This window comes from Mycobacterium dioxanotrophicus (assembly GCF_002157835.1).
GTDB classification, from domain to species: domain Bacteria; phylum Actinomycetota; class Actinomycetes; order Mycobacteriales; family Mycobacteriaceae; genus Mycobacterium; species Mycobacterium dioxanotrophicus.
This window is the reverse complement of the sequence record NZ_CP020809.1, coordinates 1,963,484-1,979,041: the sequence shown is the minus strand read 5'-3', so window position 1 is coordinate 1,979,041 and position 15,558 is coordinate 1,963,484. Positions and strand designations below refer to the sequence as shown.

Annotated in this window: 18 protein-coding genes; 4 read left to right on the top strand and 14 right to left on the bottom strand. The window is 68.0% G+C overall.

Annotated elements, in window-relative coordinates:
• Nucleotides 1–8: 8 nt before the first annotated feature.
• Together BTO20_RS09535 and BTO20_RS09530 are read right to left on the bottom strand one after the other, a co-directional pair.
• Nucleotides 9–566, bottom strand: a complete 558-nt coding sequence (locus BTO20_RS09535; RefSeq protein WP_087075319.1) for a DUF3558 domain-containing protein — start codon at nt 564–566, stop codon at nt 9–11.
• Nucleotides 563–1,156 carry a DUF3558 domain-containing protein gene (locus BTO20_RS09530; protein WP_408632159.1) on the bottom strand — a complete coding sequence of 198 codons (594 nt, stop codon included), beginning with the start codon at nt 1,154–1,156 and terminating at the stop codon, nt 563–565. Before BTO20_RS09530 ends, BTO20_RS09535 begins: the two co-directional genes overlap by 4 nt.
• Nucleotides 1,157–1,274: 118 nt before the next feature.
• Between BTO20_RS09530 and BTO20_RS09525 the strand changes: the two genes are divergently transcribed.
• Nucleotides 1,275–3,020 carry an ABC transporter ATP-binding protein gene (locus BTO20_RS09525; RefSeq protein WP_087075317.1) on the top strand — a complete coding sequence of 582 codons (1,746 nt, stop codon included), beginning with the start codon at nt 1,275–1,277 and terminating at the stop codon, nt 3,018–3,020.
• A gap of 87 nt (nt 3,021–3,107) precedes the next feature.
• Nucleotides 3,108–4,970, top strand: coding sequence for an ABC transporter ATP-binding protein (locus tag BTO20_RS09520; RefSeq protein ID WP_087075315.1), 1,863 nt, complete (start codon nt 3,108–3,110; stop codon nt 4,968–4,970).
• 74 nt (nt 4,971–5,044) lie between these two features.
• On the opposite strand, the gene BTO20_RS09515 is transcribed toward BTO20_RS09520, so the two are convergent.
• The 10 genes from BTO20_RS09515 to BTO20_RS09470 form a co-directional block, all read right to left on the bottom strand.
• Nucleotides 5,045–5,593: a hypothetical protein gene (locus BTO20_RS09515; RefSeq protein ID WP_087075313.1), complete on the bottom strand. Its 549-nt coding sequence runs from the start codon at nt 5,591–5,593 to the stop codon at nt 5,045–5,047.
• Between the two features lie 79 nt (nt 5,594–5,672).
• Nucleotides 5,673–5,876 (bottom strand): hypothetical protein, encoded by a 204-nt coding sequence (locus tag BTO20_RS09510; RefSeq protein WP_083166516.1) that lies wholly within the window; start codon nt 5,874–5,876, stop codon nt 5,673–5,675.
• A gap of 25 nt (nt 5,877–5,901) precedes the next feature.
• Nucleotides 5,902–6,174 (bottom strand): Ada metal-binding domain-containing protein, encoded by a 273-nt coding sequence (locus BTO20_RS09505; protein ID WP_087075311.1) that lies wholly within the window; start codon nt 6,172–6,174, stop codon nt 5,902–5,904.
• Nucleotides 6,171–6,887 (bottom strand): 2OG-Fe(II) oxygenase, encoded by a 717-nt coding sequence (locus tag BTO20_RS09500; RefSeq protein WP_087075309.1) that lies wholly within the window; start codon nt 6,885–6,887, stop codon nt 6,171–6,173. Before BTO20_RS09500 ends, BTO20_RS09505 begins: the two co-directional genes overlap by 4 nt.
• Nucleotides 6,884–7,447 (bottom strand): methylated-DNA--[protein]-cysteine S-methyltransferase, encoded by a 564-nt coding sequence (locus BTO20_RS09495; RefSeq protein WP_232491210.1) that lies wholly within the window; start codon nt 7,445–7,447, stop codon nt 6,884–6,886. Before BTO20_RS09495 ends, BTO20_RS09500 begins: the two co-directional genes overlap by 4 nt.
• A gap of 14 nt (nt 7,448–7,461) precedes the next feature.
• Nucleotides 7,462–7,938 (bottom strand): RNA polymerase sigma factor, encoded by a 477-nt coding sequence (locus BTO20_RS09490; RefSeq protein WP_198344312.1) that lies wholly within the window; start codon nt 7,936–7,938, stop codon nt 7,462–7,464.
• Between the two features lie 41 nt (nt 7,939–7,979).
• Complete coding sequence (locus BTO20_RS09485) at nt 7,980–8,504, bottom strand: methylated-DNA--[protein]-cysteine S-methyltransferase (protein ID WP_232491094.1); 525 nt, start codon at nt 8,502–8,504, stop codon at nt 7,980–7,982.
• A gap of 60 nt (nt 8,505–8,564) precedes the next feature.
• On the bottom strand, nt 8,565–10,760 hold the full coding sequence (locus tag BTO20_RS09480) for a heavy metal translocating P-type ATPase (protein WP_087075303.1): 2,196 nt from the start codon (nt 10,758–10,760) through the stop codon (nt 8,565–8,567).
• 7 nt (nt 10,761–10,767) lie between these two features.
• The gene (locus BTO20_RS09475; RefSeq protein WP_087075301.1) at nt 10,768–11,631 is read right to left on the bottom strand and encodes a hypothetical protein; all 864 of its coding nucleotides are present in this window, start codon (nt 11,629–11,631) and stop codon (nt 10,768–10,770) included.
• Nucleotides 11,632–11,635: 4 nt separating this feature from the next.
• Nucleotides 11,636–11,842, bottom strand: a complete 207-nt coding sequence (locus BTO20_RS09470) for a heavy-metal-associated domain-containing protein (RefSeq protein WP_087075299.1) — start codon at nt 11,840–11,842, stop codon at nt 11,636–11,638.
• Nucleotides 11,843–11,878: 36 nt separating this feature from the next.
• Here BTO20_RS09470 and BTO20_RS09465 point away from each other — a divergent pair, with 36 nt between their 5' ends.
• A complete protein-coding gene (locus BTO20_RS09465) occupies nt 11,879–12,604 on the top strand; it encodes a response regulator transcription factor (RefSeq protein WP_087075297.1) in 726 nt (241 codons plus the stop codon).
• On the top strand, nt 12,601–13,722 hold the full coding sequence (locus tag BTO20_RS09460) for a HAMP domain-containing sensor histidine kinase (RefSeq protein ID WP_087075295.1): 1,122 nt from the start codon (nt 12,601–12,603) through the stop codon (nt 13,720–13,722). The genes BTO20_RS09465 and BTO20_RS09460 overlap by 4 nt, the downstream gene beginning before the upstream one ends.
• 3 nt (nt 13,723–13,725) lie before the next feature.
• Here BTO20_RS09460 and BTO20_RS09455 read toward each other — a convergent pair whose 3' ends face one another.
• Nucleotides 13,726–14,367 (bottom strand): DUF305 domain-containing protein, encoded by a 642-nt coding sequence (locus BTO20_RS09455; protein WP_087075293.1) that lies wholly within the window; start codon nt 14,365–14,367, stop codon nt 13,726–13,728.
• An 80-nt stretch (nt 14,368–14,447) separates the two neighbouring features.
• Complete coding sequence (locus BTO20_RS09450; RefSeq protein ID WP_087075291.1) at nt 14,448–15,545, bottom strand: adenylate/guanylate cyclase domain-containing protein; 1,098 nt, start codon at nt 15,543–15,545, stop codon at nt 14,448–14,450.
• Nucleotides 15,546–15,558: the final 13 nt, after the last annotated feature.

The window sequence follows — 15,558 nt, the reverse complement described above, 5'->3', positions numbered from 1 at the left end:
CCTGCGGCTCAGGAGTTGGTGTTGAGCGTGAGCTCCATCAGCTTGACCGCCATCGAGCAGGCGTCGATGCCGGGCGCCTGCGGGTTCACCCACCACCCGACCACACCGGCGGCGTCACTGGCCACCCCGCACGCGCCGTTGGGGCTGTTGGGCTTCATGATGATCGAGTCGACGCCGTTGATGCGGCGGGATTCGATGCCGTACTGCAACTGCTGAGCGACCTTGCGTTCGTTGTCCAGGCTGCCCTGCTCGTACCAGAACCGGGTGATGTCGATCAGGCCCGCCGGGTTGGCGGCCTGCCAGCGGCACACCGCACCGACGAAGGTGCTCTGGATGTCCAGCGGGTCGGCGCCGACGGTCTTGGCGAGGATGTCCTGGGTCAGGACGTCGCATTCCTTGAGCAGGTTGGGGTATTGCTTCTCGGACTTGTTGTTGCTGGGCCCGCCGCTGGAGCCTTCCTTGGCCGCGACGCCCTCGACCGTGCGGGTGCAGCCGGTGAGCCCGGCGAACACGGCCAGAGCGGCCACCATGACGGCGAGTCCTCTACGACCCCTGCGCACGCTCATTTCGAGTTCACAATCGACTGGCGGGCGAGCTCCTTGGCCACCCCGCACGGTTCGGGAAACGGCTTCTGGTCGAAACTGACCGACCATTCGATGAAGTCATCGTTGAACTGGATACCGACCTCACACAGGTTGGACGTGTTCTGCAGCGGGTCCTGGCCGATGGCCACGAAACCGCCGTGTCCCTCGATGTTGATGTCCTCCACGCTGGTGCGCGACAGTTCCTCGGTCTTGCGTTCGCGCCCGATCGGGCTGCCGCGGAACCAGGTGAACGAGAAGTGCGGGCCCAGGATGCTGCCGCCCTGCAGCCACTGGCATCCCGACGAGTTGGCGGCGGTGTTCACCAGACCCTGCACCTGCGTGAGTTCGGCGACGGTCTGGTCGCTGACCCCGCCGCACTGCGGGAAGAACGGCCCGTGCTTGGCGGCGGCAGAAGGCGCCGGCGAGGCCGGCTGCGACGCACCGGGCCCCGCTGAATCACCGGCGCCCGAGCATGCGGCGAACACGGGGACTGCCACGGCAGCCAGCACTGCCAACCGAGTGGCGGTGCGGGTCCGTCGTATGGCCGTCGTGCGTCCAGTCACGCCATGCACTGTAGCTGCACCCTGTGAGGGCAACCACCGACATGCCGATTGACCAGGACTTTCCAACTCACTTTCCGGTCAGCAGCCAGACAGGTTCTGCGCGGTCGTGGTGTGCGACAGTAGCTGGATGCTCTGGGCGCTGCTGCGGCGGTATGTGCGGCCGTACCGGTCGCTGCTGGCCGCCGTCGCCGCGCTGCAGGTGGTGAGCACTCTGGCGTCGCTGTATCTGCCGACGGTCAACGCCGCGATCATCGACGACGGGGTAGCCAAGGGCGACACGGGCCGGATCATCGATCTGGGCGGCGTGATGCTCGGTGTCACCGCGCTGCAGGTGCTGTGCTCGGTCGCCGCGGTGTTCTTCGGCTCGCGGGCCGCCATGAGCTTCGGGCGCGATCTGCGTTCGGCGATCTTCCATCACGTCACGACGTTCTCCGCCGCCGAGACCGCGCGGTTCGGTGCTCCGACGTTGTTGACCCGCACCACCAACGATGTCGGGCAGATCCAGCAGCTCTTGCAGCTGACCTGCACGATGTTGGTCACCGCACCGATCATGTCGGTCGGCGGCATCGCGATGGCCGTGCACCAGGACGCGGGGCTGTCATGGCTGCTGCTGGTCAGCGTGCCCGTGCTGGCCCTGGCGAACTACACGATCATCCGGCGGCTGATGCCCGTCTACCGCCGGTTGCAGGGCGTCATCGACGGCATCAACCGCGTGATGCGCGACCAGCTGTCCGGGATTCGGGTGATCCGGGCGTTCTCGCGCGAACCCGTCGAACGGGCCCGGTTCGCCGAAGCCAACGACGCGCTGGCGGGCACTGCCATCGAGGGCGGGCGCTGGCAGGCGCTCATGCTCCCGGTCACCACGCTGGTGATCAACGTCTCCAGCGTCGCGCTCATCTGGTTCGGCGGGCTGCGGATCGACGCGGGCCACGTGCAGGTGGGTTCGCTGATCGCGTTCCTGGCCTATTTCATGCAGATCCTGATGGCCGTGCTGATGGCGACGTTTCTGCTGGTGCTGTTTCCGCGGGCCTCGGTGTGCGCCGAACGGGTCACCGAAGTGCTGGACACCTCGCCCGCGATCACCAGTCCCGAGCACCCGCAGCAGCCGCGCGCTCACACCGGCGAAATCACCCTGCAGAACGCCACGTTCAGCTATCCGGGGGCGGATCGGCCTGTGCTGCAGGATGTTTCGTTCACAGCACAAGCAGGGACGACGACCGCGGTGGTCGGCTCGACGGGATCGGGCAAGTCGACGCTGCTGTCCTTGATCTGCCGGCTCTACGACGTCACCGCGGGCGCGGTGCGGGTTGACGGCGTCGACGTGCGCGATCGCGACACCGAGGAGCTCTGGTCGACGATCGGCCTGGTGCCGCAGCGCGGTTACCTGTTCACCGGGACGGTCGCGGAAAACCTGAGCTACGGCGCCGCACCGGGACAGGTGCTGACCGACGACGACATGTGGGAGGCGCTGCGGGTCGCCGCCGCCGACGACTTCGTGCGCGCCCACCCCGACGGGCTGCAGATGCCGGTGGCGCAGGGCGGCATCAACTTCTCCGGCGGGCAGCGGCAGCGGCTGGCCATCGCCCGCGCCGTGATCCGTCGGCCCGCGATCTACCTGTTCGACGATGCGTTCTCCGCGCTGGACGTCCACACCGACGCCAGGGTGCGAGATGCACTGCGTGCGGTATCGAGCGGGGCGACGGTGCTCATCGTGTCGCAGCGGATCTCCACGGTCACCGATGCCGACCAGATCGTCGTCGTCGACGACGGCCGCATCGTCGGTGTCGGAACCCACGACACCCTGCTGGCCGACTGCCCTACCTACGCCGAGTTCGTCGAGTCGCAGTCGGTGGGCGCAGGAGACCGCCGATGAGCGCTTGCGCGAAGAGGAGACGGCCCCGATGAGCGCTTGCGCGAAGAGGAGACGACCTCAGTGACTATCCCGTCCGCGCGCCGCGCGATGCTCGCCGCACCCGCCGAACGCACGCGCGACTTCCGAGGCTCGGCGCTGCGGCTCGTCAAACTGCTGGTGCCGCAACGCGGGCCGGCGATCGCGGTGATCATGCTCGGTGTCGCCGGGGTCGCGATCGGGGTGATCGGCCCACGCATCCTCGGCCACGCCACCGATCTGCTGTTCAACGGGGTGATCGGGCGTGAACTGCCCGCGGGCCTCACCAAGGAGCAGGCCGTCGCGGCGGCACGGGCTCGCGGTGACACCACGTTCGCCGACCTGCTGTCGGGCATGAACGTGGTCCCCGGTCACGGCGTGGATTTCGGCGCGGTCGCGCGCACCCTGGCCCTGGCGCTGGGCCTGTATCTGCTTGCCGCCCTGTTCGTCTGGGTCCAGGCCCGGCTGCTCGTGGTGGTCGTGCAACGCACCATGGCCGCGCTGCGTGCCGACGTGGAGAACAAGATTCACCGATTGCCGTTGTCCTACTTCGACTCCCGGCAACGTGGCGAGGTGCTCAGCCGCGTCACCAACGACATCGACAACATCTCGTCGTCGGTGTCGATGACCATCAATCAACTCATGAGCGCGGTTCTGACGGTGATCGCCGTGCTGGTGATGATGCTGACGATCTCGCCGTTGCTGACCGCCTTGACCGTGATCACGGTGCCGCTGTCGTTGTGGGTGACCCGCTGGATCGCGCGCCGGTCGCAGCGGCTGTTCGTCGCGCAATGGCGCAACACCGGGCGGCTCAACGCCCACATCGAGGAGACCTACAGCGGTTTCACCATCGTCAAGACGTTCGGTCACCAGGCCGCGGCCCGACAACGATTCGCCGAGCTCAACGGCGAGGTGTTCCAGTCGAGCTTCGCCGCACAGTTCTTCTCCGGTTTGGTCTCCCCCGCAACGATGTTCATCGGCAATCTCAGCTACGTCGCCGTCGCCGTGGTAGGCGGTCTGCAGGTGGCCACCGGGCAGATCACGCTCGGCAGCATCCAGGCTTTCGTCCAGTACGTGCGGCAGTTCAACCAACCGCTCACCCAGATCGCCGGGATGTACAACACCATGCAGTCCGGGGTCGCCAGTGCCGAGCGGGTCTTCGAACTGCTCGACACCGCCGAGGAGACCCCCGACCCGCCCCGCCGGCTCGACATCCGTAGCGGCAGGGTGGAATTCGACCACGTCAGCTTCAGCTACCGGCCGGGCACGCCGGTGATCGAGGATCTGTCGCTGACTGCCGAACCGGGCAGCACGGTGGCCATCGTCGGCCCGACCGGAGCCGGCAAAACCACCTTGGTCAACCTTCTGATGCGGTTCTACGACGTGGATTCCGGCCGGATCCGCATCGACGGTGTGGACATCTCGACCGTCAGCCGTGAATCCCTGCGGTCGTCGATAGGCATGGTGCTGCAGGACACCTGGCTCTTCGGCGGCACGATCTACGACAACATCGCCTACGGCAGGCCGGATGCCGGCGAGGAGGACGTGATCACGGCGGCACGGGCCGCCCACGTGGACCGGTTCGTGCACACGCTGCCCGACGGCTACGCCACCCGCGTCAGCGACGACGGCGGCAGTATCAGCGCAGGCGAGAAGCAGTTGATCACGATCGCGCGGGCATTCCTGGCCCGCCCTGCCCTGCTGGTGCTCGACGAGGCCACCAGTTCGGTGGACACCAGGACCGAGTTGCTGATCCAGCATGCGATGAACGTATTGCGCCGCGACCGAACCAGTTTCATCATCGCCCACCGGCTCTCGACCATCCGCGATGCCGATCTGATCCTGGTGATGGACGGGGGCCGGATCGTCGAACGTGGCAGCCACGAGGATCTGATGGCACGCCACGGCAGGTACTGGGAGATGACCCAGGCTTGAGCCTCGTCGAGACTACGAGTTTTGGCGTGAAATCGCCGAAAACGCACGAAAAACCGTAGTGTCGGCGGGGAGATTTATAGGCTCGGGCCCTCGGCGCGCAGATCGTCGACGTTCTTCATGGCTTCCCGCAGCTTGCCGAGCCACTCCTCGGTGTGTTGACCGACCAGCTTGACCGACCAGGCCAGTGCATCGGAGCGGGACCGGGCCACGCCGGCGTCGACGAGGGTGTCCAGCACCTGCCGCTCGGGCTGCTTGAGCCGGGTCATCACCGGAACGGCGATGTGCGTGAACAAGATTCGCTCCGGCGGAGTTCCCACCTCGACACCCCAGGAGACCTTGCGGCCGAACTTGTTCTGCGCCTCGTCGGCGATGCGCATGCGCTCACCGCGGGTTTCTTCCCGGAACCGGGCGGCCCGGCCCGAGGCCCTGGCCTCACTCTCGCCTTCGGCGGGATCCGGCAACCGCCCGATGACGGTGATCTCTTCGCGGTCGACGACGACGGCCGGGTCGCCGGTGAACCAGGTGTCGGGCAGACGCCCGGCGAACCATTCGGGTGCGTCGTGGGCCGCTGGTTGCTGGGCTTGCTGCCAGCCACCGCGCCCGTGCTGATGATGTTGCTTCATGTATTACATGATTACACCGTTACATCTCTGGTAGAGCAGCGTTCACCACCGGCGAACACCGGTGCTCAGGCGCGCGGGTTCAGTTGCGCTTGAGCAGCAGCGCTGCGCCGCCCACCAACACGAGCGCGACCAGCAGCAGGCCCGCCCAGCCCGGCCCCATCAGCCACCAGACCACGCCCAGCACGACGATGACTGGCGACAACACGAAGAGCACCATGCCCGGGTGCTGTTTGAAGACCGCGACGGCGCTCTGCGCACGGACCCGGTCGATTTCCTTTGCCATGGCACCAGGATGCCAGTGCTGTGCCCTACTGTCGCGGCCCAGTAACGGCTTTCCACCGCCGGTAGGCATCGGGCAGGCACACCGCGCACGGCCGGTACCCCGCGGCCACGGCGGTCGCCTCGTCGGCGAAGAACACGCGGTGCGCGACGTACCCGCCTGCCGCCAAGGCACGCAGCGCCGACGGGCAGTCGAGCCGGCCGTAGATCCTGCCGCGGCGGTATCCGCCCAGCGTCCCCGGCGCCGCGCTGCGGTACGGGCGACCATCGGCACCCAGCAGGGTGTAGGACCGAGTTGTCATGCCGCGTCGTGAAATACGAGCCCGAGGGTGAACCTCACCCCGGATCGCACCACCGAGACCCCGTGCCGCACCGGTGCCGCCGACCATCCCCTGGCCGAACACACTGGGCGGTCCCGGGTCGTGAACACCAACCCGTGACCGTGCGGGATGACGACGGCCGTGCCCCGCGACTGGGCCCGCGGCCGCTGTTCGTAGAGCAGGAACTCACCTCCGGTGTGGTCCACTCCCGGATCGCTGAGGTTGACGACCACCTGCAACGGAAAGACCAGTTCGCCGTAGAGGTCTCGGTGCAGGGCATTCCAGTCCCCCGCGCCGTACCGCAGCAGGATCGCCGTCGACTTGGTCTGTCCCGCAGCATGGCATTGCCGCAGCCAGTCGCCGAAACCGTTGGGCCACGGCGTGTCCCGGCCGAGCCTGGTCCACCAATCGCGGGCAATCGGCAACAGTTTGGGGTACAGCGCACTCTTGAGTGCGCCGACCGCGTCGGGATACGGTTCGGCGAAGTAGCGGTACTGCCCCTCGCCGAACCGGTAGCGCGCCATGTCGATCGTCGACCGGAAGCGGCTGTCATCGGGATAGAGCGCGGCGATCTCGGCAGCCTCCTGCGGCGACAGCAGGGGGCCGGTCAGGGCGCACCCCACTTCGTCGAGACCCGACCGCACGCCGTCCCAGTCGACTGCCTCGACCCGCTCGCGCCACGCCCTTGCCGTCATGCTGCGGCCTCCAACTCCAGCAGCAGCCGTTTGGCGTCCACACCGCCGAGGTAACCACCCATCGCGCCATCGCTGCGGACCACGCGGTGACACGGCACCACGAGCGGAAGTGGGTTGGTGGCGCAGGCCGTCCCGACGGCGCGTACCGCCTTCGGGTTCCCGGCCAACCGGGCCACCGCGGCATAGCTCGCGGTCTGCCCGTACCCGATCTCCGGCAGATGGTGCAGCACCGTACTGCGGAACCCCGCAGACAGTCGCCAGTCGAGAGGGACGTCGAATGTCCGGCGGGCACCTGCGAAGTACTCGTCGAGTTCGCGGGCGGCGGTGTCCAGCCGGCCCGGTGCGTTCAGGATGCGTGGGCTGATCCGGTCGGCCAGGGTCTGCAGAACCGCGTCGTGATCCTCACTCGCGTACGCAACCCGGACGAGCCCCTGGTCGGTGGCGGCCAGCAGCAGCCGGCCGACAGGGCTGTCGACGACGCGGTACGCGATGTCGAGGACACCGTCGCGCTGCGCATCGGCGATCAGCCGAGCCTTCAACACCGCCAGATCGTCAATCATCTTGTCGTCGTTGATCATCGGAGCTCTCCCTTGAACGTGCGCCTGAGCGCGGCGACGCCGTCGGCGGCGGCGCGGCGGGCGGCCGCCTCACTGCCGCCGAGGATCTCGGCGATGTCGCGGTACGGCAGGCCTGCCAGGTAGTGGTATGCGACGGCGTGTCGCTGTTTGTCGGCGAGGCGATCCAGCGCCTCGATGAGATCGTCGTGGGGTTCGGACGCCGGTCGTGGCGGCGGTTCCGGCACCACGTCGACCGGGATTGCCGTGCGTGAGCGCGCCCGGGTGATGTCGATGGCCTTGCGGTGCGCGATGGTCACCAGCCAGGCCTCGACGTTGGCGTCGGGAGCCAGGTCGGGATAGGCCTTCAGCGCCGACAGGAACGTCTCCGACCAGGCGTCATCGGCGTCGATCGGCCCCACGACGGCGCGGCACACCCGCAACACCGTCGGGCCGTGCCGACACACCACCGTCTCGAATGGCTGTTTGACTTTCACGCTCTGTAGACGCTTCGCCGACGGGTTTCGTGAGGTGTCCATCATGGCAGATCGGATCCGGCGCCCGCGGCGCGTCTGTGATCGCGTTCGAGCTCGAGCAGAAACCGCTTACGCGTGATGCCGCCTGCGTAGCCGGTGAGCTTCCCGCCCTGCCCCACCACGCGGTGGCAGGGCACGATGACCGACAGTGGGTTGCGCCCCACCGCTACGCCGACCTGCTGAGCCGTTGCGCCGTCGATGTGTGCGGCCAACGCCCCGTAGGTGGTGGTCACGCCGTAGGGAATCCGCGTGACCAGCCTCCACACCGCGGCCTGAAACGGGTCGCCATGCACGTTGAGCGGCAGCTCGAACCCAGTGCGCTCGCCGGCCAGATATTGGTCGAGCTGACGGATCACGTCGTCGAATCCGTCATCCCGACACCGACCGAAGGTGACGGGATCGGGCCGGTACCAGTGATGCGGAAAATACAGTCCGCACAACCCCGTTTCATCACGGACCAGGGTGAGCCGGCCCAGCGGATTCTCCACCACGCAATGCCATGTCGGCGCGGTCATGGGATCGGACATCCCGGGCTCCTTTCCTCGCTGTCATGAGGAAGACGCCCGGGCGCCCGGGTTTCGTGAGGTCTACCGAAAACGCCGCAACCGCAGACTGTTGCTGACCACGAACACCGATGAGAACGCCATGGCAGCCCCGGCCAGCATCGGGTTGAGCAACCCGGCCGCGGCCAGCGGCAGCGCTGCGACGTTGTAGGCGAACGCCCAGAACAGGTTTCCCCTGATGGTCGCGAGCGTGCGCCGCGACAATCGGATGGCGTCGGGTGCAGCCCGCAGGTCACCGCGTACCAAGGTCAGATCACTGGCCTCGATGGCGACATCGGTGCCGGTCCCCATCGCCAGCCCCAGGTCGGCCTGGGCCAGTGCGGCGGCATCGTTGACGCCGTCGCCGACCATGGCGACCACGGCGCCATCGCTCTGCAGCCGTTTGATCACGTCGACCTTGTCCTGCGGCAGCACCTCGGCGTAGACGTCTTCGATACCCACCTGCTCGGCGATCGCACGGGCTGCGGCCTGGTTATCGCCGGTCAGCATGATCGGGGTGAGGCCGAGCGTACGCAGTTGGGCGATGGCTTCCGCGGAGGTGGGCTTGACGGCGTCGGCCACCACGAGCACCGCCCGGGCCTCGCCGTCCCACCCCACCGCGACTGCGGTACGTCCTTGCGCCTCGGCATCGCGCACGGCCGCGTCGAGCGGGCCCGGCAGCGGCAGAGCCCAATCGGCCAGCAGCCGGCGACGACCGACCACGACGGCATGGCCGTCGACGACCCCCTGCACACCGAGTCCGGCCACGTTGCCGAAGTTCTCCACGGCGGGCAGATCACCGACCTTGTCGCGTGCGCCCGTCGCGATGGCCTTGGCGATCGGGTGTTCCGACGCGTTCTCCAGAGCACCGGCCAGGCGCAGCGCCTCTGCGTCGTCCACGCCGTCCGCGGTGATCACGTCCAGCAGCGTCATCGCGCCGGTGGTGACGGTCCCGGTCTTGTCGAGCACGATCGTGTCGACCTTGCGGGTGGACTCCAGCACCTCGGGTCCTTTGATGAGGATGCCCAACTGCGCTCCGCGCCCGGTACCGACCAGCAGTGCGGTCGGGGTCGCCAGACCGAGCGCGCACGGGCACGCGATGATCAGCACAGCCACCGCTGCGGTGAACGCCCCGGCCACCGAACCGCCGGTGCCGATCCAGAAGCCCAGCGTGGCCACGGCCAGTGCGATGACGATCGGCACGAAAATGCCCGAGATCCGGTCGGCCAGGCGTTGCGCCTGCGCCTTGCCGTTCTGCGCATCCTCGACCAACCGCGCCATCTGCGCCAACTGGGTGTCGGAGCCGATCCTGTTGGCGCGCACCACAAGTCGCCCACCCACGTTGACAGTGGCTCCTACCACCTGATCACCCGGGCCGACCTCGACCGGCACCGATTCGCCGGTGAGCATCGAGGCGTCGACGGCCGACGAGCCCTCGACCACGACCCCATCAGTCGCGATCTTCTCGCCCGGCCGGACCACGAACTCGTCGTCGACCCTCAGGTCGTCGATCGGAATCCGTTGTTCGACACCGTTTCTGCGTACCTCGACATCCTTGGCACCCAACTCGAGCAGCGCCCGCAGTGCGGCCCCCGCGCGCCTTTTCGACCTGGCCTCGAAGTAGCGCCCGGCCAGGATGAACGTGGTGACACCGGCAGCCACCTCGAGATAGATGTTCCCGGTGCCGTCGGTGCGGGAGATGGTCAGCGTGAACGGGTGCGTCATGCCCGCCACCCCGGCGGTGCCGAAGAACAGGGCGTAGAGCGACCAGCCGAACGCAGCGAGGGTGCCCATCGAGATCAGCGTGTCCATGGTGGCCGTGCCGTGCCGCAGATTGGTCCATGCGGCACGGTGGAACGGCCAGGCGCCCCACACCACGACGGGCGCAGCCAGGGTCAGCGACAGCCACTGCCAGTTGGTGAATTGCAGTGCCGGCACCATGGCCATCGCGATGACCGGTACGGCCAGCACGACCGAGATGATCAGCCGGCTGCGCAGCGATACCGTCGGATCACCGTGCACAGCAATGGTGTCGGGCTCAGGCGTCGGCACATGCGCGGTGTATCCGGCGTCCTCGACGACCTTGATCAGCGCGTCGGCGGGAACGTCGCCGTCGACGTGGGCCTTCTCGGTCGCATAGTTCACCGTCGCGGTGACGCCGTCGAGACTGTTCAGCTTCTTCTCGATGCGGGTGGCACACGACGCGCAGGTCATGCCGCCGATCTGCAGTTCCACGCTCATCTCCTCATCAGTGCTGGTGCCCGCGCGGCACCGTCACGGTGAATTCGGCGGTGTGCACCTTGTCTTGATGCTTGAAGTCCAGGTACAGCCGGTAGGACCCCGCGCTGGGAAACGCGGTGTGGAACCGGATCTCGGGGCCCGCGGGCGTGACCCCGTCGCCGGGTTCGCCCATCGGATGCACGTGCAGGTACGCCAGATCCTCGGCGCGCAGCGCGACCAGGTGCCCGTAGGCACCGAGATACGGCTGCAGGTCGGTGACGGGCACGCCGCCTTGGGTGACCGAGAGCGCCAGTTCCGAAGCCGCTCCGGCCGTCGGCTCACCCGACAGCGTGACAGCGTAACCGTCGACGGTCGCGGTGGTCGAAGCCGGCGGTAGCGGTTGTGGGTCGTAGCGACCCGCGACATGCAGGTCCGCGGCGAGCGTCACCGATTCCCCACCTGCGGGCACGAAGTCGGCGAACACCTGGTACACACCGGCGTTGCTGAGGTTCAGCGGGACACTCCAGGTGCCCGAGTTGTCACGCACGGGGTGCACATGCTGATAACCGGTGAAGTCGCGGCGCACGACGATGAGATGGAGTTCTTTGTCGTGGCTGACGGTGTAGCCGGTCACCGGCGCACCGGACGGGTCCTTGATCACGAACCGCAGCGGCACCGCAGGACCCGCCGCAGCCAGGGATTGCTCAAGTTGCAGGGTGTAACGGTTCCCACCGGACGGTGCGGCGGATTCCGCATGTTCGGCATGTTCGGCATGTTCGGCGGTGCCGGCGGGTGCGCTGGCGGGGCCGAAGACAGCACCGATTCCGAACGCAGCCGCGAACACCACCGCGAGCGCGGCGGCGAATGCGGCGATCTTCGTGGCGGCGCTCATCGCCTCAGCTCGCCACCTGATAGCCGGCCTCGGCAACGGCGGCGTTGATGGCGTCGGCGGTGACGTGCGTGTCGCTCTCGATCGTCACCCGACCGGTCTTCAGGTCGACGTCGACGCCGGTGACCCCGGGGATGCCGCCGACCTCTTCACGCACAGAGGAGACACAGTGTCCGCAGGTCATGCCGGTAACGGTGATGGTCTGAATGCTCATGCCTGATACTATACCCCCCTAGGGTATGAAAGTGGGATGCTCGTGCACCATGAAGTGGTGGATCCAACACCGGCCGGCTACCGCGCCCTGGTCGTCGACGACGAGACCGCCCTGGCCGGCGTTGTCGCCAGCTATCTCGAACGCGAGCAGTTCGAAGTCAGCCTCGCCCACACCGGGCCCGACGCGCTGACCCTCGCCCGCGAGGTCGACCCTGACGTCGTGGTGCTCGACCTGGGCCTGCCAGGAATCGACGGCATCGAGGTGTGCCGCAGGCTGCGCACCTTTTCCGACGCCTACGTGGTGATGCTGACCGCCCGCGACACCGAGCTCGACACCATAGTCGGGCTGTCCGTCGGCGCCGACGACTATCTGACCAAGCCGTTCAGCCCGCGCGAGCTGGTCGCCCGGGTACGCGCGATGCTGCGCCGACCGCGCAACACCGCTGCGACCGCCGAGAACGATCGGGTGTTCGGACCGCTGCGCATCAACGTCGCGGGACGCGAGGTGTCGATCGGCGACGAGCCGATTGTGCTGACCCGTACCGAGTTCGACGTGCTCGCCGCGCTCTCGGCACACCCCGGCGTGGTCTTGAGCAGGCGCCAGTTGCTCGAAACAGTCTGGGAGCCCGGCTATGTCGGTAGCGAACACCTCGTCGACGTCCATATCGGTCACCTGCGGCGCAAACTCGGCGACGACCCGGCCGATCCGCGGTACGTGATGACGGTCCGCGGCGTCGGGTACCGGATGGGCACCGGCCGATGAGCCGCCAGCGACCCGGGCTCGGCGCCCGGCTGCTGTTCGCGCAGGCCCTGGTGCTGGCTGCGGCGGCGGGCACCACCGGAGTGGTCGCGGCCGTCGTGGGGCCACCGTTGTTCCGCGAACATCTGCACCGAGCCGGGGTTTCCGGCGATTCGGCCCAACAGATGCACGCCGAGCAGGCCTACGTGTACGCGACCGTCATCTCGGTCGGCGTCGCGGTGTGCGTGGCGGCACTGGCCGCCCTGGTGGTCACCTGGTACGTCAGCCGGCGGCTGCAGCGCTCGGTCACCGACGTCGCCACCGCGGCCACCGCGATCGCCGACGGCCGCTACGATTCGCGGGTTCCACCGGCCCATCTCGGCGACGAATTCGATGTCCTGGCACGGTCTTTCAACGAGATGGCGGGCCGCCTGCAGGCCGTCGACACCAGCCGCCGCCGGCTGTTCGGCGACCTCGCGCATGAAATCCGCACTCCCGTATCGGTTTTGGAAGCCTACGTCGAAGCGGTCGAGGACGGTGTGCGCACGCTCGACGCCGAGACGGTGGCCGTGCTGCGGCAGCAGACCCGTCGGCTGGTGCGGTTCTCCGATGACGCCGCCGCGCTCGCGCAGGCCGAGGAGGGCCGGGCCACCGTCGAACCCACCCAGGTGTCGGCGGCGGAACTGGTCGCGGCCGCGGTGGCCGCCGCCGCCGACCGGTTCGACGCGAAGGGCGTCGCCCTGCACGCCGCCGTCGATCCTGCGCTGCCGCAACTGTGGGCGGATCCGGACCGCCTCGGCCAGGTGCTCGGCAACCTGCTCGACAACGCCCTGCGCCACACCCCACCGGGCGGACGCGTCGACATCACCGCGAGCGCAACAGGGTCCACAAACCCGATGATGCCCCACACGTCCGCGGTCACCCTCACCGTGACCGACACCGGCGAGGGCATCGCCGCCGAGCACCGTGCGCATGTCTTCGAACGCTTCTACCGCGCCGACACGGCCCGCGACCGCGACCGCGGCGGTTCCGGCCTGGGCCTGTCCATCGCCAAGGCCTTCGTCGAGGCCCACCACGGTCGCATCAGCGTCAGCAGTTCCGGTACCGGTACCGCGTTCACCATCACCCTGCCTGCGGGATGACCGTCAGAGCGTGCCCAGGATGGCGCGCATCGTGTCGATCTCCTGCTGCTGGGTGGTGACGATGGCGTGGGACATCTTGATCGCGTCCGGGTACTGACCGTCTTTGATTTCGTTCTGCGCCATGGTGATAGCCCCTTCGTGGTGGGCGATCATCTGGGTCAGGTACAGCTTGGCGGCCTCGACACCCTGGGCATTGCGCAGCGCGGTCATGTCGGCGTCGGACATCATGCCCTGCATGGCAGGCATACCGGACATGCCGGGCATCCCGCCGTGACCCATGTCGGTCGACGACATCGGGGGCATCGCCGGGTTGCCCCAGGCGGTGAGCCAGCCCTGCATCTGCTGAATCTCGGGCGCCTGTGCGGCCTTGATCTGAGTCGCCAGATCGGTGACGCGCCTGTCGATGCCCTGCTTGCCGAGCAGCATGTCGCTCATCTCGACGGCCTGCTGGTGATGCGGAATCATGTGCTGGGCGAACATGACATCGGCAGCGTTGTGCGCCTCTGCCGCCACCGAGGCGCTTGTCGTCGGGCTCGCGCTCGTCGTCGGACTGCTACCCGCCGGAGCGCTCGAAGAATTGGTACAGCCTGCCGCGATCGCAACGGTGGCGAGCGCGGCGGCCCCTATCGCCATGGTTCGTTTCATGTCCACAGCTCGAGCCTCCCCGGGATGGATATGGCGGGCCTAGTCGTTCTGTGAAGATTCGATAAAGCTCGTCCGCGCCGTCAAGCAGGCCGGGCGCGGAACAGTTTCACCTCGCCCTTGATGCCCTTGAGGCGCCGCGCCCCGGCGAAAGACCAGCTGAACCGCTCGCTCTCGCCGATCGCCTCGCGCGTCGATTCAGCCACCAGCACGCTGCCCGGCCGCGCCGCGCCGGTGACCCGGCTGGCCAGGTTCACCGGACTGCCGAACCAGTCACCGGCCCGGCTCACCGCGAGCCCGGTGGCCAGCCCCACCCGCAGCCGCGGGAAATCCTCATCGGTTTCGGTGGCCGCGACCAGCGCCAGCGCGGCGTCCAGGAGGGCCGCCGCGTCGGGGCTGACCAACATGACCGCGTCGCCGATCGTCTTGATCAGCCGCACCGGCCCCACCGCCACGTCGCGTGCGGCGTCGGCGAGCCGGTTGGCCAACCGCTCCAGGTCCTCGGGAGGCACCACCTCACCCAGCCGCGTGAACCCCACCAGGTCGGCGAAGGCCACGCTGACCAATCGGGCACCGGGCAGCGGTACCCCTTCGGCACGCTCGGAGGCGTTGACCGCCTCGGTCTCCAGCGCATGGCGCAGCTGGACGAACAGCATGTCCTGGATCATCGGCCCGATCAGCGGCGCCACCGCGGCGACCAACTGTTCGGACGCCTGCGCGATCTGCAGCTCGGTGGCCCCGGGAGTGAGCACCGCCGCCAACGCCGCGTAACGCATCACCTCGGCGGCCCGGCTCAGGCCTTCGGCGAGCACGCGGGTGATCAGCACGATCTGGTCGGGCTCAACGCCGAGTTCGATGAAGCGTTGGGCGAGAGCCACGACATCGGCGTCGGCCCTCGGCAGCACCACGGCATCGGGGTCGTCGACCGACTGCAGCCCCATCGCCCGCTGCAGACGCTGCAGCAGCTCGAGATCGATGCCGACCTGCTCGCTGATCTCCCGCGCCGACACGTACTGACCGTCGTCGCCGAGGATGCGGCGCGGGGCCAGCAGCGCCGGAGCGATCTCGTGGCGGATCTGTTCGGCGGTGATGCCCCGGTCCAACAGCCAGGGGATCAGCTCGGCACGTTCGGCGCGGGCGTCGCCTTCCAGACCATCGAGCAAACCGTCGTCTGACACCACGCCAAGGTATCGC

Bases quoted from the DNA above. Each gene is read 5' to 3' on its own strand.
- BTO20_RS09535 (WP_087075319.1), bottom strand. From the start codon at position 566: ATGAGCGTGCGCAGGGGTCGTAGAGGACTCGCCGTCATGGTGGCCGCT.
- BTO20_RS09525 (WP_087075317.1), top strand. From the start codon at position 1,275: ATGCTCTGGGCGCTGCTGCGGCGGTATGTGCGGCCGTACCGGTCGCTG.
- BTO20_RS09520 (WP_087075315.1), top strand. From the start codon at position 3,108: ATGCTCGCCGCACCCGCCGAACGCACGCGCGACTTCCGAGGCTCGGCG.
- BTO20_RS09515 (WP_087075313.1), bottom strand. From the start codon at position 5,593: ATGAAGCAACATCATCAGCACGGGCGCGGTGGCTGGCAGCAAGCCCAG.
- BTO20_RS09510 (WP_083166516.1), bottom strand. From the start codon at position 5,876: ATGGCAAAGGAAATCGACCGGGTCCGTGCGCAGAGCGCCGTCGCGGTC.
- BTO20_RS09505 (WP_087075311.1), bottom strand. From the start codon at position 6,174: ATGACAACTCGGTCCTACACCCTGCTGGGTGCCGATGGTCGCCCGTAC.
- BTO20_RS09500 (WP_087075309.1), bottom strand. From the start codon at position 6,887: ATGACGGCAAGGGCGTGGCGCGAGCGGGTCGAGGCAGTCGACTGGGAC.
- BTO20_RS09495 (WP_232491210.1), bottom strand. From the start codon at position 7,447: ATGATTGACGATCTGGCGGTGTTGAAGGCTCGGCTGATCGCCGATGCG.
- BTO20_RS09485 (WP_232491094.1), bottom strand. From the start codon at position 8,504: ATGTCCGATCCCATGACCGCGCCGACATGGCATTGCGTGGTGGAGAAT.
- BTO20_RS09480 (WP_087075303.1), bottom strand. From the start codon at position 10,760: ATGAGCGTGGAACTGCAGATCGGCGGCATGACCTGCGCGTCGTGTGCC.
- BTO20_RS09475 (WP_087075301.1), bottom strand. From the start codon at position 11,631: ATGAGCGCCGCCACGAAGATCGCCGCATTCGCCGCCGCGCTCGCGGTG.
- BTO20_RS09470 (WP_087075299.1), bottom strand. From the start codon at position 11,842: ATGAGCATTCAGACCATCACCGTTACCGGCATGACCTGCGGACACTGT.
- BTO20_RS09465 (WP_087075297.1), top strand. From the start codon at position 11,879: ATGCTCGTGCACCATGAAGTGGTGGATCCAACACCGGCCGGCTACCGC.
- BTO20_RS09460 (WP_087075295.1), top strand. From the start codon at position 12,601: ATGAGCCGCCAGCGACCCGGGCTCGGCGCCCGGCTGCTGTTCGCGCAG.
- BTO20_RS09455 (WP_087075293.1), bottom strand. From the start codon at position 14,367: ATGAAACGAACCATGGCGATAGGGGCCGCCGCGCTCGCCACCGTTGCG.